The sequence below is a fragment of the Methylobacillus glycogenes JCM 2850 genome (assembly GCF_000617925.1).
Taxonomy (GTDB): Bacteria; Pseudomonadota; Gammaproteobacteria; order Burkholderiales; family Methylophilaceae; genus Methylobacillus; species Methylobacillus glycogenes.
The window spans coordinates 198,425-214,072 of record NZ_BAMT01000002.1 but is presented as its reverse complement, the minus strand read 5'-3'; the positions used below and the strand labels follow the sequence as shown (position 1 = coordinate 214,072).

At 54.0% G+C, this 15,648-nt stretch carries 20 protein-coding genes and 3 pseudogenes; 2 read left to right on the top strand and 21 right to left on the bottom strand.

Annotation, left to right across the window (positions count from 1 at the left end):
• The first annotated feature begins 57 nt into the window (after positions 1-57).
• Positions 58-1,077, top strand: a complete 1,020-nt coding sequence (tsaD, locus tag JCM2850_RS04870; RefSeq protein ID WP_025870164.1) for a tRNA (adenosine(37)-N6)-threonylcarbamoyltransferase complex transferase subunit TsaD — start codon at positions 58-60, stop codon at positions 1,075-1,077.
• A gap of 70 nt (positions 1,078-1,147) precedes the next feature.
• On the opposite strand, the gene plsY is transcribed toward tsaD, so the two are convergent.
• Complete coding sequence (plsY, locus tag JCM2850_RS04865) at positions 1,148-1,738, bottom strand: glycerol-3-phosphate 1-O-acyltransferase PlsY (protein WP_025870162.1); 591 nt, start codon at positions 1,736-1,738, stop codon at positions 1,148-1,150.
• A 70-nt stretch (positions 1,739-1,808) separates the two neighbouring features.
• On the opposite strand from plsY, the gene JCM2850_RS04860 reads away from it, so the two are divergent.
• Entirely contained in the window at positions 1,809-2,168 is a 360-nt protein-coding gene (locus tag JCM2850_RS04860; RefSeq protein WP_025870160.1) for a dihydroneopterin aldolase, read from the top strand.
• A 46-nt stretch (positions 2,169-2,214) separates the two neighbouring features.
• Here JCM2850_RS04860 and xerD read toward each other — a convergent pair whose 3' ends face one another.
• The 20 genes and pseudogenes from xerD to JCM2850_RS04745 all read right to left on the bottom strand — a co-directional run bounded on the left by xerD (position 2,215) and on the right by JCM2850_RS04745 (position 15,504).
• Complete coding sequence (xerD, locus tag JCM2850_RS04855) at positions 2,215-3,114, bottom strand: site-specific tyrosine recombinase XerD (protein ID WP_025870159.1); 900 nt, start codon at positions 3,112-3,114, stop codon at positions 2,215-2,217.
• Positions 3,101-3,433, bottom strand: coding sequence for a methylated-DNA--[protein]-cysteine S-methyltransferase (locus JCM2850_RS20880; protein WP_369384839.1), 333 nt, complete (start codon positions 3,431-3,433; stop codon positions 3,101-3,103). Before JCM2850_RS20880 ends, xerD begins: the two co-directional genes overlap by 14 nt.
• Positions 3,415-3,561 (bottom strand): hypothetical protein, encoded by a 147-nt coding sequence (locus JCM2850_RS21565; RefSeq protein WP_159105125.1) that lies wholly within the window; start codon positions 3,559-3,561, stop codon positions 3,415-3,417. The genes JCM2850_RS20880 and JCM2850_RS21565 overlap by 19 nt, the downstream gene beginning before the upstream one ends.
• Positions 3,562-3,691: 130 nt before the next feature.
• Entirely contained in the window at positions 3,692-4,081 is a 390-nt protein-coding gene (rplS, locus tag JCM2850_RS04845; protein ID WP_025870157.1) for a 50S ribosomal protein L19, read from the bottom strand.
• Positions 4,082-4,092: 11 nt separating this feature from the next.
• Positions 4,093-4,847: pseudogene (gene trmD / locus JCM2850_RS17185) on the bottom strand (tRNA (guanosine(37)-N1)-methyltransferase TrmD).
• A 38-nt stretch (positions 4,848-4,885) separates the two neighbouring features.
• Complete coding sequence (gene rimM / locus JCM2850_RS04835; protein WP_025870156.1) at positions 4,886-5,380, bottom strand: ribosome maturation factor RimM; 495 nt, start codon at positions 5,378-5,380, stop codon at positions 4,886-4,888.
• 51 nt (positions 5,381-5,431) lie between these two features.
• A complete protein-coding gene (rpsP, locus tag JCM2850_RS04830; protein WP_025870154.1) occupies positions 5,432-5,680 on the bottom strand; it encodes a 30S ribosomal protein S16 in 249 nt (82 codons plus the stop codon).
• Between the two features lie 68 nt (positions 5,681-5,748).
• A complete protein-coding gene (gene queC, locus JCM2850_RS04825) occupies positions 5,749-6,441 on the bottom strand; it encodes a 7-cyano-7-deazaguanine synthase QueC (protein WP_025870152.1) in 693 nt (230 codons plus the stop codon).
• Between the two features lie 48 nt (positions 6,442-6,489).
• Positions 6,490-7,128, bottom strand: coding sequence for a 7-carboxy-7-deazaguanine synthase QueE (gene queE, locus JCM2850_RS04820; protein WP_025870150.1), 639 nt, complete (start codon positions 7,126-7,128; stop codon positions 6,490-6,492).
• Positions 7,129-7,132: 4 nt separating this feature from the next.
• Positions 7,133-7,951, bottom strand: coding sequence for a YbgF trimerization domain-containing protein (locus JCM2850_RS04815; protein ID WP_025870148.1), 819 nt, complete (start codon positions 7,949-7,951; stop codon positions 7,133-7,135).
• Between the two features lie 3 nt (positions 7,952-7,954).
• The gene (pal, locus tag JCM2850_RS04810) at positions 7,955-8,494 is read right to left on the bottom strand and encodes a peptidoglycan-associated lipoprotein Pal (protein ID WP_025870146.1); all 540 of its coding nucleotides are present in this window, start codon (positions 8,492-8,494) and stop codon (positions 7,955-7,957) included.
• A 154-nt stretch (positions 8,495-8,648) separates the two neighbouring features.
• Positions 8,649-9,934: pseudogene (tolB, locus tag JCM2850_RS17180) on the bottom strand (Tol-Pal system beta propeller repeat protein TolB).
• Between the two features lie 133 nt (positions 9,935-10,067).
• Positions 10,068-10,895 (bottom strand): cell envelope integrity protein TolA, encoded by an 828-nt coding sequence (gene tolA, locus JCM2850_RS04800; protein ID WP_025870144.1) that lies wholly within the window; start codon positions 10,893-10,895, stop codon positions 10,068-10,070.
• 4 nt (positions 10,896-10,899) lie between these two features.
• Positions 10,900-11,286, bottom strand: a complete 387-nt coding sequence (locus tag JCM2850_RS04795) for a biopolymer transporter ExbD (protein ID WP_025870142.1) — start codon at positions 11,284-11,286, stop codon at positions 10,900-10,902.
• A 9-nt stretch (positions 11,287-11,295) separates the two neighbouring features.
• Positions 11,296-11,970 (bottom strand): protein TolQ, encoded by a 675-nt coding sequence (gene tolQ / locus JCM2850_RS04790; RefSeq protein WP_025870140.1) that lies wholly within the window; start codon positions 11,968-11,970, stop codon positions 11,296-11,298.
• Complete coding sequence (ybgC, locus tag JCM2850_RS04785; protein WP_025870138.1) at positions 11,967-12,386, bottom strand: tol-pal system-associated acyl-CoA thioesterase; 420 nt, start codon at positions 12,384-12,386, stop codon at positions 11,967-11,969. Before ybgC ends, tolQ begins: the two co-directional genes overlap by 4 nt.
• Positions 12,383-13,416 (bottom strand): annotated as a pseudogene (gene ruvB, locus JCM2850_RS17175) (Holliday junction branch migration DNA helicase RuvB). The gene ybgC and the pseudogene ruvB overlap by 4 nt, the downstream one beginning before the upstream one ends.
• A 228-nt stretch (positions 13,417-13,644) precedes the next feature.
• Positions 13,645-14,229, bottom strand: coding sequence for a Holliday junction branch migration protein RuvA (gene ruvA / locus JCM2850_RS04755; RefSeq protein WP_025870131.1), 585 nt, complete (start codon positions 14,227-14,229; stop codon positions 13,645-13,647).
• The gene (ruvC, locus tag JCM2850_RS04750) at positions 14,226-14,768 is read right to left on the bottom strand and encodes a crossover junction endodeoxyribonuclease RuvC (protein ID WP_025870130.1); all 543 of its coding nucleotides are present in this window, start codon (positions 14,766-14,768) and stop codon (positions 14,226-14,228) included. Before ruvC ends, ruvA begins: the two co-directional genes overlap by 4 nt.
• 10 nt (positions 14,769-14,778) lie before the next feature.
• The gene (locus JCM2850_RS04745; RefSeq protein ID WP_025870127.1) at positions 14,779-15,504 is read right to left on the bottom strand and encodes a YebC/PmpR family DNA-binding transcriptional regulator; all 726 of its coding nucleotides are present in this window, start codon (positions 15,502-15,504) and stop codon (positions 14,779-14,781) included.
• Positions 15,505-15,648: the final 144 nt, after the last annotated feature.

The window sequence follows — 15,648 nt, the reverse complement described above, 5'->3', positions numbered from 1 at the left end:
AAAAGTTTGCTATTCTAGCGGCTCATTATTGTTTTATCAATCATTATCCGCATTCTTATGTTAATTCTTGGCATCGAATCCTCCTGCGACGAAACCGGGCTTGCCCTTTACGACACCGAGCACGGCCTGCTCAGCCACGCCCTACACTCACAAGTTGAGATGCATGCGGAATATGGTGGCGTGGTGCCAGAACTTGCCTCGCGTGATCATATTCGCCGCGCACTGCCACTCACGCGTCATGTGCTGGAACAGGCCAACAAAACACTCGCAGATATTGATGGCATTGCCTACACCCAAGGTCCTGGCCTTTCTGGCGCATTGCTGGTTGGCACCAGCGTGGCCGAGGCATTGGCTTTCAGCCTGAGCCTGCCCACCATAGGCGTGCACCATCTGGAAGGCCACTTGCTGGCACCACTGCTGGAAGCCAACCCGCCTGATTTTCCTTTTGTTGCCCTGCTGGTCTCGGGCGGGCATACCCAGCTTATGCGCGTGAGCGCCATAGGCGATTACGAATTACTGGGTGATACCCTGGATGATGCAGCAGGTGAAGCCTTCGACAAAACCGCCAAGCTGCTGGGGCTGAGCTATCCCGGTGGCCCGGCCATTTCACGCCTGGCTAGCCAAGGGCAAGATGGCGTTCACAAGCTACCACGCCCGATGTTGAATAGCGGCGACCTTAACTTCAGTTTTAGCGGCCTGAAAACCGCAGTGCTGACTTTGGTGAATCAATATGGCGATGCACTGGATGATGTGGCGCGTGCCAATATTGCCTATGAATTTCAGGAAGCGGTGACAGAAGTATTAACCAAGAAGTGCATGGCCGCCCTCAAGCAAACCGGGCTGAAGCAATTGATAGTGTCAGGTGGCGTAGGGGCCAATACGCGCTTGCGCGAGCGCCTCACTACCGCCGCCCAGCGCAGGCATTATCAAGTGCATTACCCCAGGCTGGAATTCTGCACCGACAACGGCGCCATGATTGCCTTTGCCGGCGCCATGCGCATGCGCCATGCAGAAGAAAGCAATCACAGCTTTACCGTCAGGCCGCGTTGGGATTTGGCTGAATTAAGCCAGCCCTGATAAGCCAGCCTTAACAGACCCAGGCTAATCCTGCTTTTGCAGCCTGCTGCAAAAGCCAGCGACTTAAACCTCAGGGTTTTTTGCCAAAGCCTGCTTCAGTACCATCCAGCAGCTTGCGGATATTGCTGCGGTGACGCCAGATCAGCAGCAGCGACAACACAAACACCACAATGATGTAACCCACTTGCGGCAATAATAGCCAGGCAAAACCTGGCGCCAGCGCTGCTGCAGTTAACGCGGCCAGTGAGGAAAAGCGAGTCAGCGCAAACACTGCCAGCCAGCTCAGCAAGGCCAAACCTGCCAATGCGGGTGAAAACGCCAGCAAAATACCCACCGCAGTGGCCACACCCTTACCCCCCTTGAAGCGGTAAAACACCGGATATAGGTGGCCCAGGAATACTGCCAGCGCAATCCAGCACACCACTTCAGGGGCCAGGCCATACACTTGCGCCAGCCAGACTGGCAACCAGCCCTTGGCCGCATCACCCAGCAGGGTCAGCACAGCTGCCAGTTTTTTGCCACTACGTAGCACATTGGTAGCCCCAGGGTTGCCAGAGCCTACGGTGCGGGGATCAGGCAAGCCGAAAGCGCGGCTGACGATGATGCCAAAAGCGATAGAACCGAGAAGATAAGCAAGAAGAATGAAAACTGCGGTATTCATGAATGTCGTTTGAATTTAAAATGTGGCCGTATTCTAACAGCCTCAAGCACCTACGCAGAACTCGCACACCATGGATATTATTTTTCTTAATGAGGTCAAGGTGCAAACCAAGCTGGGTGTGCCCGACTGGGAGCGCCTGACGGCTCAGACCATAGTGCTAGATATCGAAATTGCGATGCCGCACAGCCACTCCTGCCAGACCGATGAAATAGACGACACCATAGATTATGGCCTGGTGGTCAATCGCATCCGTGAGACGCTGAGCCAGCGCAGTTTCAAGCTTGTGGAAGCGCTGGCCGAGCATATTTGCCAATTGATATTGCAGGAATTTGGCGCACCCTGGGTCAAGCTACGCGTTGCCAAGCCCGGCATTCTGCCTGGCCTCAAAGCGCTGGGTGTACAGATTGAACGCGGCCAGCGCCCGGCTTAATTCCACTCATTCCCCAACACTACGTCTTACCCCACTCTAGGTTAGCTTAGCCACGCGGGTGATGATGGGCATGCAGGGTTTTTAGCCGCTCACGCGCCACATAGGTATAAATCTGTGTGGTGGAGATATCGGCGTGCCCCAACAGCATCTGTACCACGCGCAAATCCGCGCCATGATTCAACAAATGCGTGGCAAAGGCATGGCGCAGCACATGGGGCGACATGGTGGTTTTGATGCCTGCCAGCAAGGCATAGCGCTTGATCAAATGCCAAAACGCTTGCCGCGTCATGCCTTGCCCACGCTGGGTCACAAACAAGGCATCGCTGAGCCGCTGCTGCATGATGGCTGGCCGCGCCTCTTGCAGATAGCGCCCCAACCAATCCAGCGCCACTTCACCCAAGGGCACCAGCCGCGTCTTGCTGCCTTTGCCCGTCACACGCAGCACCCCATCACTGAGGCTCACTTCTGTGGTCTGCAAGCCCACCAGCTCAGAAACGCGCAGCCCGGTGGCGTATAGCGTTTCCAGCATGGCTTTATCGCGCAGGCCCAGCTCAGTGCCTATATCAGGCGCGTCCACCAGCCGCTCAACATCTTCTTCACTCAGGCTTTTGGGTAGTGAGCGTGGCAACTTTGGCGATTCCAGATGTAGGCTGGGGTCATGCGTAATCATGGATTCGCGCAAGAAATAGCGGTAACAGCGGCGCAAGCTCGCAATCAAGCGGCCAATACTGCGCGGCTTGCTCTGGGGAAATTTGAAAGCGATATAGGCTTGCAGATCTTCTGCCTCGGCCTGCAACAGGTTCTTGGCTTTCACCGCTTGCAACCAGTCGGCCCACGCCTGCAAATCCGTGCGGTAGCTTGTCAGCGTGTTGCGAGCCAGGCCATCTTCCAGCCAGAGATGATCAATAAAGCCATCGAGGATGGCATTGCCCTCAGCGCTGCTCATGCTGCAATAACCAGCGCTTGATATCCAAGCCTTGCTCTACGCCTTTCATAAAGCCACCCAGGCCCTGTTTGGCAACAATACGGTGGCAAGGGATCAGCAAGGGCAGCAGATTGGCACCACAGACATTGGCCACCGCACGCGGGCCGGAGTGCACACGCTCAGCCAAGGCGCCATAAGACCAAACCTCACCCAATGGAATTTGCTGCATCATGCGCCAGACACGTTGCTGGAATGGCGTGCCCTGCAAGATAAAAGGGATATCCAGCGGCACACTAGCATCTGCCAGATAACGCTTTATGGTCAGCGCCGCATGCTGCACCAAGGCTGATCGGCACAATACTCGGCCTGCGCCTGCGGCATGAGCCGCAATCCGCTGAGGTAATCATGCTCAACCTTGATGCCAACCGCGCCAAATGGGGCTGCCACCACTGCATCAAAATCATTCAATTCAAGCTTCTCATGCCAGCATTCTAGACCAAAGCACAGCAAAAGCGCCAAGCGTATACAGCCAGCGCCAGGCAATAAAAAACCCCGCATCGCGGGGTTTTCTCTGCTACGGGATAAACCAGTACCTGGTTTATTCTGCTGCGCTGTTGGTATCCTTGGTGCGCAGTTGCAGCTTTTCCTTGATACGTGCGGACTTACCGGAACGCTCACGCAGGTAGTACAGCTTGCTGCGACGTACGTCACCGCGACGCTTCACTTCTATGCTGGCGATCAGCGGGGAGTAAGTTTGGAAAGTACGTTCCACACCTTCACCGGAAGAGATCTTGCGCACGATGAAAGAAGAGTTCAGGCCACGGTTACGGATGGCAATCACCACACCTTCGTATGCCTGTACACGCTTACGTGTACCTTCAACCACGTTTACACCAACCACTACGGTGTCACCTGGGGCGAAATCAGGGATAGTCTTGCCAAGACGGGCAATTTCTTCCTGTTCTAGTTGCTTGATAATATCAGCCATGTTGCTTCCTTTTAGTTATGAGAATCTTGTTCCTGCTCTATTTCCATGAGCAGCCGAGATTCCTCTTTCGTCAATGACCTCGCGGCCAACAAGTCCGGGCGTCTTGCCCGGGTCCGCGCCAGAGACTGTTTCAGTCGCCAGCGCTTGATCTTGGCATGGTTACCGGAAAGCAATACTTCCGGCACCTTTTGCCCCGCATACTCCTCGGGACGAGTGTAATGCGGACAATCCAGTAATCCATTAACAAAGGAATCTTCCTCTGCCGATCCGGCATCGCCAAGAGCACCTGGCAATTGCCTGATGATGCGTCCATAAGCACCATGCGGGAATTTCACCGCCTGATAGCACATAGTCGCCTATCGAAATTTCTTCATCTACCACCGTGGCGAGCAATCGCTCATCCACACCTTCATAGCGGCTTGCCAGCAATATCAGCCCTGGCTCCTCACACAAGCGCATCACATGCGCATGGGTCAAGGGTTTACCTTGTGGCGAAAGGTGTATCACCTTGCTGCCTACCACCAGCCGCCTGCTGTCTCAGCTTGGCCGCCTGTATGGCGCTGGCTAGCGGCTCTGCCAACATCACCATGCCTGGGCCGCCACCATAAGGCCTGTCATCCACTGTCCTGTAGTTATCTACAGTGAAATCACGCGGATTCCATAACCCCAGCTGGTAGATGCCACGCTCCAAGGCTCTGGAGCTAATGCCAAAACCACTGAGTGCAGCAAACATATCCGGAAACAGGCTGATGACATCAAACTGCATGACACGCTTTTGGCTGTCAGCTGCGGTTTCTTGCTCGCTCAAAATTCGGCGTCCCAATCCACCAGCATGGTCTTGCCCGCGATATCTACCTCGATAATCACCTGGGCAATAAAGGGTAGCAATCGTTCACGCTCACCCTTCACCACAATGACGTCATTGGCACCTGTGGCGAATACATCATTGACCACACCCAATGCCACACCCTGCTGATTGCTGACATTGAGGCCAATCAAATCTGACCAGTAGTACTCGTCTTCTTCAGGCGCTGGCAAGGCATCTCGCGGCACTGCAATGCGCATGCCTTTGCAGGCAAAAGCAGCATCTCGGTCATTCACACCATCCAGCTTGACCACTAAGAGATCATTGTGGATTTTGGCATGTTCGACTTCATATGAGCGCCATTGCTCGGGTTGCAGCGGATCGCCGCGCCCCAGCCACCAGTGATCATAATCAAACAAGCCGTCCAGCGTTTCGGTTTCAGGCTGCACTTTCAGCCAACCATAAACGCCATAAGGGGCGACTACGCGCCCCATAATGACTAATTCACTCACGACTTTTACCAGCCGTTTCGCAACGGCTTAGAATTAAGCAGACTTTTGAGCCAGCTTAACCAGGCGTGCAACGCTGTCAGACAGCTGCGCGCCATTGCTGCGCCAGTGAGCAATACGCTCGCTATCAAGACGCAGGCCTTCTTGGCCTTCTTTAGCCAACGGGTTGTAGAAACCTACGCGCTCAATAAAACGGCCGTCACGGCGACTACGGGAATCAGCCACGACTACACTGTAAAAAGGAGCTTTCTTCGCGCCACCACGGGCGAGACGAATGATCACCATAATCTTGTTCTCTTTAGACTAGACAGAAAGGCGCGGATTTTACGTTATTTTTTATGGTCTTGGCAAGACTATTCTGCAAGACTTGTCCCGGGGACATAGCGCGTGGCATCGGCAATTCCGGCCACAATGAAGCCCTGCCTGCGCAAACGGCAGGAATCACAAACGCCACAGGCCTCGCCATGAGCATTGGCCTGATAGCAAGACACGGTCAGGCCGTAATCCACACCCAGCTCAGTACCGCGGGTAATGATCTCGGCCTTGGTCATATCAATCAGTGGCGCATGTATGCTGATAGTGCGGCCTTCTATGGCGCTCTTGGTGGCAAGATTGGCCATGTTCTGGAAGGCGCTGATATATTCGCCACGGCAATCCGGGTAACCGGAGTAATCCAGTGCATTGACCCCGATAAAGATATCCCGCGCATCGAGTATCTCGGCCCAGGCCAGAGCGAGTGACAGCATGATGGTGTTGCGTGCAGGCACATAGGTAACGGGGATGCCCTCACTTGGCGTTTCGGGCACCGCAATACTGCTATCGGTAAGTGCTGAACCGCCGAACATGGCAAGGTCCAGTTGCGCGGTCTTGTGCAATGCCGCACCCAATGCCTGGGAGACCTCATCGGCAGCATGCAGCTCGGCCCTGTGGCGTTGCTGATAGTCCAGGCTCAGGCAATAGCATTCATAGCCTTGAGCGCGCGCAATTGCCAATACCGTGGCGGAGTCTAATCCACCCGATAACAACACCACCGCTTTCTTACTCATGAGTTGACTTCCTAGATTCGGTCTAGCTTGATATGGCTAGCCATTGAATTACTTGCCTGGGGTTTCACCCCAGAGGATCTTATGCAGTTGTACCTGCATGCGCACAGGCAGTTTGTCTGCCAGCACCCAGTCGGCTAGGTCGGTAGGCGAGACTTGGCTGAATACCGGTGAGAAGATCACTTGGCATTTATCGTTGAGCGCATGCTCGGCCAGCAGTTGTTTGGCCCAGTCGTAATCTTCACGACTGCACAAGACAAACTTGATTTCATCCTTGGACTTGAGGCGGCTAAGGTTTTCCCAGTGATTATTGGCCAACTCACCTGAGCCTGGCGTCTTGATATCAAGAATCACCGCCACACGCTCATCAACGCCATCCGTGGCGACTGCACCACCTGTTTCCAGCGAGACTTCATAGCCTGCATCGCACAGGCGCTGCAAGAGATTGAGGCATTCTTTTTTCTGCGCCAGCGGCTCACCGCCAGTCACGCAGACATAGCGCGCGCCATAGCTCTCCACCTGCGCCATGATCTCGTCCAGCGACATATTGCTGCCACCCTTGAAGGCATAGGCAGTGTCGCAATAAACGCAGCGCATGGGGCAGCCTGTGAGGCGCACAAATACGGTAGGCAGGCCTACACGCGATGACTCCCCTTGCAGGGAGTGGAATATTTCGTGGATACGTAACACGGGATTATTTGGACTTGATAGAGTCCAGCACACCTAGGCGGCGCTTGGCACTGGGTGCCAATTCATGGCTGGGATATTTATCCAGCAGGCTGCGCAAGGTTTTCTTGGCACCATCGACATCAGACAGCTGTATCTGGCTATTGGCGATGCTGAACATGGCATCTGGCACTTTGTCGCTATCTGGATGCAAGGTGATCAGCTTTTGCTGTGTACTGATGGAAGCCTTGTAGTTTTTCAGAGAAAACTGCGCACTACCCAAGCCGATTAAAGCCTCAGGTGCCTGACGTGAGCCAGGATGGGCTTGCAGGAACTTGCTATAGGCGTCAAACGCCTCTTTGAACTTGCTTGAAGCCAGCAATGCCTTGGCGGCATCCAGCTCTGCGGCTTCCGGGCTGGCGGCCTGGCCAGCTTCTGTAGCACCCTGGCCTTCTTGACCAGGCTGGCTAGCAGCAGCCACACCGCTTGCTTCCAGCTTGCGCAGACGGCCATCAGTATCAGCGTACAAGTCACGCTGACGTTGCTGCACATTATCTACATTGTGATTGACGACCTCGAGATCGCCCTTCAAACGGCTAATTTCTTGATTGAGGCGATCAATCTGCCCCAATAAATCCAGCATGCCCTGGCTTTTGAGTTCCAGAGCTTGCTGGCTTTTCTTCAGTTCAGCCAATGTTGCCTGCGTTTCCTGTTGCTGGCTTTGCACCTGTTGCTGCAGATCGGCAATCTTCTTTCTCGCTTCATCATCACCGAACAATGCGGCTTGGGCAATATAAGGCAGCGAGAGAACGGCTGCAGTAGCCAGTACCAGTAAACGCGGCATCATTGATTACTCGCCTTGGTAAACGATGTCTACGCGACGATCTTGCTTGTAGCAAGAGTCATCAGCGCAAGTGGCGTTAGCCTTTTCCTTACCGAAGCTCACGGTTTCGATTTGGCTGTCTTGCACGCCCAATACGTTCAATACCTTCTTCACAGCTACGGCACGACGCTGACCCAGGGACAGGTTGTACTCGCGAGTGCCGCGATCATCGGTGTTACCCAGCAGGGAAACCTTGGCATCGCTGTGTGCGGTCAGGTACTTAGCATGCGCTTCGATCAGTGGGCGGAACTCAGCCTTGACTGCATCGCTATCGTAGTCGAAGTAGATGTTACGCTTGGACAGGATGTTGTTAGGGTCCTTCAACGGGTTGCTAGCCAGTGAGGAGTCAGAAACACCACTGGTTGCAGAATCGTTGCTGCTGGAAGACTGAGTCGTTGCCGGGCTCTTGTCTACAACTGCAGCTTGAGGGGTATCCTTAACAGCCTTGCTCGAGCAAGCTGCCAACATGGCAGCAAGCAGTACGCTCATCAATAGACGCTTGTTCACTTTGTTCTCTCCTTTAATTATTAAGACCAACACAATCAACTGTTACATCACTACAAACTTGCCTGTTCACATAAACCCGCGCCAGTAGCAGACGCCAGCCCTTACAAGAACTTGCTTGTTATTCATTTATTACTGTCCTGCATTAAACCTAGCACTACTGATTAACGAACGGGCCCCAGGCTGGCTCACGCACATCACCACCAGCTTCACTAAGACGTTGCTTAACCTTGCCATCAGCAGATACCGCAGCCAGCGCACCACGTCCGCCTATCTTGGTAGCATGCAATATCATGCGGCCATTAGGCGCAAAGCTAGGCGCTTCATCCTTAGCACCATCACTAAGTATCTGCACCTGACCACTGAGGATATCTTGTATCGCTACACGGAACTTGCCTTCATCACGACGGATATAAGCCAGTGACTTGCCATCGGCGAAATGCGCGGGCTGACGATATAACCACCTTCAAATGTCACACGGCTGGCATCACCGCCACTGGTAGACATACGGTAGATCTGCGGGCTGCCGCCACGGTCAGAGGTGAAGTAGATGTAGCGACCATCCGGCGACCAGGTTGGCTCGGTATCAATCGCAGTGGTGCGGGTCAGCTGCTGCAGGCCAGTGCCATCAGCATTGATGCTGTAAATCTGCGAGTTGGCAGCGTAGGTCAACACCAGTGCCAGACGTTTGCCATCAGGCGACCAGGAAGGTGCGCTGTTGTTACCCTTGAAGTTTGCCAACACCGTGCGTTGACCAGACACCAGGGACTGCACATACACAATAGGCTTCTTCTTCTCGAAGGACACATACGCCAGTCTGGTGCCATCAGGTGACCACACTGGGGAAATGATAGGCTCTACAGAAGAAACTACGGTTTGCGGATTGAAGCCATCGGAATCTGCCACTTGCAGCGAGTAACGGCCGTTGGCCTTGCTGACGTAGGAAATACGTGTGGCAAACACGCCCTGCTCACCCGTCAATTTCTGGTAAATCACATCGGCTATCTTGTGCGCCGTCATGCGCAGCTGGGCTGGCGTAATGTTGTATTCCATACCCACCAGCTGGTTTTGCTTGTAGACATCCAGCAAGCGGAAAGAAACTTTGAGCCTATTGCCAGGCAGGTTTTCTATGGTGCCTATGGTCAAGGCCTGCGCCTGTATCGCTGACCAGTCGCTATAGTTCACCTCATTCAACTCATGCGGTTGACTCGCCACTCCACGCGTTTCCAGCACGCGGAACATGCCACTGCGACGCAAATCGGCACTGATGACGTTGGCGATGGTATCTTGCTGCCCGGCGATGGCGCCTTGCTGGGCGAAGGGCACCACGGCGATAGGAATCTGCTGGGCCGCACCACCCACAATCTCAATGGTGAGTGCCGCCTGGGCGCCAAATGGCAGGAAGAAAACTAAGAGACTGAGTAATAAGCGTAATTTATTCATTTGTGTTTAGGGCTTTAAAAAATTACAAAGTTCCCCGATGGTTTAGGCGCCATTCTATCAAATTCGCCCTTGACCGCACTATGCGGCTGGGTCTGAGCCAGGCTTTATTTTGTTAATAGAACGTAATTTTTGCTTAAAAATCCTCATTTGGACGGAATTTAAGCTGTAAATCACGAAAACGCGCGATCAGTTCAGGCTGCGAGGGTAGCGGCAAAGGTTGAGATTGCAGTACCGCACGCTCGACTGCCTCATCGCACGCAGGGATGCCGCTGCTCTTGAGCAACCTCGGTGTTCCTATGACCTCACCAGTAGGCATCAAGGTGATGCCCAGCTCCAGCTCTGGCTTGCCAGAACCACACAGCTGACGATTCACATTGCGCTGAATCTTGGCGCGGATCAGCCCCACATATTTATCCATCTCGCTCTGATTGGCGACATTGGCACCCGCCTGCGTTGGCCCTTGTTTTTGCGCAGGGGCTGGGCGTGCGTCCTCATTGAGCAATTCCTGCTGTAGCTTCTTCAGCTCTTCCAGGCGCTTGCTGTCGTCCTTTTTCGGCTCGGGCTTTTTTTCTGGCTTGGGCTCAGGTTTTTTAGGCTCTGGCTTCTTTTCAGGTTTAGGCTCAACCTTTTTTTCCGGCTTGGGCTTTTCCGGCTCTTTTTTCTTCACCTGAATTTCCGCTTGCGGCTCGGGTTCAGGCGCAGGGTCTGGCTTGGGCTCAGGCTTGGGTTCCGGTTTCGGCTCGGGCTTTACAGGCTCTGGTTCTGGCGGCTTGGGTGCAGGCGGCTTGGCGATTGGTTTATCCGCAGGCAGGTTTTCCCATAGCTCAACCTGTGCCACCACCACCGGGTGGCTGGTGTTCCAGTTAAAGGACACCAGCAACACCACCAGCAGCACAATGTGCACCAGCAGCGAAAGCGCGCCTGCCTTGACCAGATAGGGATTGGGTTTACGTGGCTTCATCAAATCAATTAGCTGGCTTGAGCAAGAGTCCGACTTTGTATTGCTTAAGGCTATCCATCAAGGTGATGACCTTGTCGTATTGCACGTTTTTATCGGCGGCGATGACGATGGCGCGATCTGGGGTTTTTTCCAGCTGGGTTTTAACTTCAAACAGCAGTTGGTCACGCTCCATGACCTTGCTTTCGATTTCCGCCTTGCCATCACTCTTGACGGTAATGACAATGGGCGCAGCCGTTTGCTTCAGGGTCTGGCCGACCTGGGGCAATTCAACCACCCCAGGGTTGGTCATGGGGGCGGTCACCATAAAGATCACCAGCAATACCAGGGTCACGTCGATATACGGCACGACGTTAATCTGGTTCATCAGGCGACGGGATTTGCGACGACTCATCAAATCTCCTTAGGCTTTGCGCTGCAGGATGTTGGTAAATTCTTCGATAAAGCTTTCATAGCGCACGGCCAGACGGTCTACCGAGGCAGTGAAGCGGTTGTAGGCAATCACGGCCGGAATCGCGGCAAACAAACCGATGGCAGTAGCCACCAGCGCTTCGGCAATACCAGGGGCCACATGGGCCAGGGTAGCCTGGGCCATATTGGCCAGACCACGGAAGGCATTCATGATGCCCCATACCGTGCCAAACAAACCGATATACGGACTGACCGAACCAACAGACGCAAGGAATGGCAGATGTGAATCCAGCTCATCCATTTCGCGGTTGTATGAAGCCCGCATGGCGCGACGCGCACCTTCGGTGACATCACTGACTTCCAGGCCGGATTGGCGCTTCAGCCTGGCGTATTCCTTGAAACCAGCTTCAAAGATGCTGGCCATGCCCTGCACATTGCGGCGGCCCGAGGTTACGCTCTCATAGAGCTGATTGAGATCGCCGCCCTTCCAGAATACGCGTTCAAATTCCTCGGCCTCTTTATCCGCGCTGCGGATGGAAAATACCTTGAGGAAGATATACCACCAGGATATCAGCGAGGTCAGCAGCAACAGCGCCATCACAATCTGCACTGGCACACTGGCGCCAGTGATCAGCGTTAAAAATGACATATCTTCGGTAAGGTTCATTCAAGCTCCGTTGGTTTGATCAGATTGCGCAGGACTGCCGGGAGCTGCGCTGGCCGGAATTTTTCAGCCTCTACACAGACAACTTCTACCGTGGCCTGAACCAAAAGTTCATCGCCACGCACTATTTTCTGTTTGAATTTGATGAGGCTATGCCCCATTTTTTCTACTTCGGTCACCACTTCCAGCGCATCATCAATGCTGGCTGGGCGGCGGTATTGTAGCGCAAGGGCACGCACCACGAACAAGACCCCGAGATCGCGCCTTAGTTCAGACTGGTCTATGCCCAGGCTGCGCACCCACTCGGTACGGCCACGCTCCATAAACTTGACGTAATTGGCGTGATACACCACACCACCACTATCGGTATCTTCGTAATACACCCTCACTGGCCAGCGAAACTCTTGCACACCACTCATTGCTGCCATAGCTCCCCTGTGCCCAGCTTGCCAGGCACGGCTAGGCCAAAATGCTGGTAAGCCTGCTGCGTGGCGATACGCCCTCTGGGCGTACGCATCAGGTAGCCTTGCTGTATCAAATACGGCTCCAACACATCTTCTATGGTGTCGCGCTCTTCGCCTATGGCGGCGGCCAGATTATCGAGCCTACCGGGCCACCATCAAACTTCTCCAGCACGGCCAGTAGTAATTTTCTATCCATGACATCAAAGCCCAGTTTGTCTACATCCAACATCTGCAAGGCCGCATCGGCAATCTCTGAGCTCACCACGCCATTGAATTTCACTTGCGCATAGTCGCGCACTCTACGTAGCAAGCGGTTGGCAATCCGCGGTGTGCCGCGAGAGCGACGCGCAATTTCCAGTGCGCCATCGGCTTCCATGCTGACTTCCAGCAGGCCAGCCGAGCGGTGCACAATGCGCGCCAGTTCTTCGGCGGTATAAAACTCCAATCTGGAGACAATGCCAAAACGGTCACGCAAAGGTTGGTCAGCATGCCTGCGCGCGTAGTGGCACCAACCAGGGTAAATGGCGGCAAATCCAGCGCACAGAACGTGCCGCCGGGCCTTCACCTATCATGATATCCAGACGGTAATCTTCCATCGCCGGGTAAAGAATTTCTTCCACCACAGGTGACAATCTGTGGATTTCATCAATAAACAGCACATCGTTAGGCTCAAGATTGGTCAGCAGCGCAGCAAGGTCGCCTGCGCGTTCCAATACCGGGCCTGAGGTTTGGCGCATATTGACGCCCATTTCCTTGGCGATAATGTGCGCAAGGTGGTTTTACCCAGACCAGGCGGGCCAAACAACAACACATGATCCAGCGCCTCGGAACGACCACGCGCCGCATTGATAAAAATCTCCAGCTGCGCGCGCGCCTTTTCCTGCCCGACATATTCGTCAAGCACCTTGGGGCGTAGTGCGCGTTCCAGCGCTTCTTCTTGCGTGCCTTGAGGAGAGGGAGCGATTAAACGGTCAGTTTCTATCATGGGCTGGCTTGTCAGTTGCGGCTTGCGCCAGGGATACACTCAGGAGCTGGATTTTACTAAGGCTTAATATTTTTTTGGCTCAAGCCTGAATGCTCTATGTGCATGATACAGAAAAGTTTGCGCCAGTTCTGCACATCTCACAGCAAAATCTGCGCACTAGCGCAGCTTATGTCAGGTGATGCGCTTGGGGTGCATGCCATTCCCCCCGTGCAAACGCTGAACCAAACACTAAGTCTTGGAAAGTGCTTTCAGCGCCAGCTTGATGCCATCGGTGACGGAGACATCAGCAGGCAATTGCTTCACTGCCGCCAGGGTTTCGCGCTCGTTGTAACCCAAGGCCAGCAAGGCATTGAGTACATCACTGCTAGCCGATTTGGCATGCGCTGCACCGCCCGCTGTGGTCAACCCTTCGATGGAGAATTTATCCTTAAGCTCCAGCAGCAAACGCTCAGCGGTTTTCTTGCCTACGCCTGGCACTTTGGTCAGCAAGCCTGGCTCCTGCAAGGCCACTGCCTGCGCAAGATCATCCACCGACAAGCCACTCAAAATCGATAAAGCCGACTTGGCACCAATGCCATTGACCTTGAGTAATTGCCTGAAGGTGGCACGCTCTTGCTCACTGCCAAAGCCATAGAGCAATTGCGCGTCTTCACGCACGATAAACTGGGTGAGCAACACCACTTTTTCACCCGTGGCGGGCAGGTTGTAAAAGGTGCTCATGGGCACTTCGCACTCATAGCCCACACCGTGGCAATCGATCACCACCTGTGGTGGAGTTTTGTCTATGAGGATACCGCTCAATCTTGCAATCATATCAATCTGCCGCCTTTCACCCTGAAACCTGCTGTTGCCAGCTTACCCAACCCTTGCCCACCATGTGCATGACAGATGGCGCAAGCCAATGCATCCGCCGAATCTGGCCTGGGCAGGCCGGGCAGGTTTAGCAGGCGCTTGACCATTTCCTGCACCTGATCCTTGGCGGCATGGCCATTACCCACCACCGCCTGCTTGACCTGCAGCGCGGTATATTCCGCCACGGGCAAATCACGCAAGACCAGGGCGCTGATGGCGGCACCGCGTGCCTGACCCAGCAACAGGGTAGATTGGGGATTGACGTTGACGAAGACTTTTTCTATCGCCGCTTGTTGTGGCTGGTAAGTGCTGATGACTTCCGCCAGACTGTCGAGAATGATCTTGAGACGGGTGGGCAGATCTTCTATTTCACTGCCCTTGCCCGTGGTGGTCTTGATGGTACCGCTGGCGATATAGCTGAGTTTTTCGCCGATTTTCTCAATCACGCCAAAACCAGTGAGCCGCAAGCCAGGGTCAATACCAAGAATTCGTAAGGTCATTCCTCGGTGTTTACTCTTCTATCACAGCCGTGGTGTAAACATCCTGCACATCATCAAGATCTTCCAGCGCATCCAGCAGCTTTTGCATCTTGGCACCGTCTTCACCACTGAATATGGTTTCATTGTCTGGCTTCATGGTCACTTCAGCTAACACAGGCTTAAGGCCAGCGGCCTCTAGTGCTTCCTTGACCACGGTGAAATCATTGGGCGCAGTAATCACTTCTATGCTGCCGTCTTCATCGGTCACCACATCTTCAGCCCCGGCTTCGAGTGCGGCTTCCATCACCTGGTCTTCACTGGTGCCAGGCTCAAACAGCAACACACCACAGTGCTTGAACATAAACGATACCGAACCATCGGTGCCCAGATTGCCGCCATTCTTGCTCAGCGCATGGCGCACATCGGCCACCGCGCGTTGCTTGTTATCGGTCAGGCAGTCGATGATGATGGCCGCACCACCTATGCCATAACCTTCATAGCGAATTTCTTCGTAGCTCACGCCTTCAAGTTCGCCCGTACCACGCTTGATCGCGCGCGTAATGTTGTCTGCGGGCATGTTCTGCTCTTTGGCTTCTGCCACAGCCGCACGCAAACGCGGGTTAAAGTTGAGATCGCCGCCCGAGAGACGTGCGGAAACGGTGATTTCCTTGATCAGCTTGGTGAATATCTTGCCGCGCTTAGCATCCTGACGCCCTTTACGGTGCTGGATGTTAGCCCATTTGGAATGCCCTGCCATGAGTAGAATCCTTTGATTGCGATTGAAGCAAAAAACTTGGCGGATTTTACCATACAGGCTTACAAGAAATATCAGCGCTAAAAGTGAAAAATGCAGCCACCGCTAACTTGCCAGTTAGCAGGTGCTGCATGATTTCAGATACGT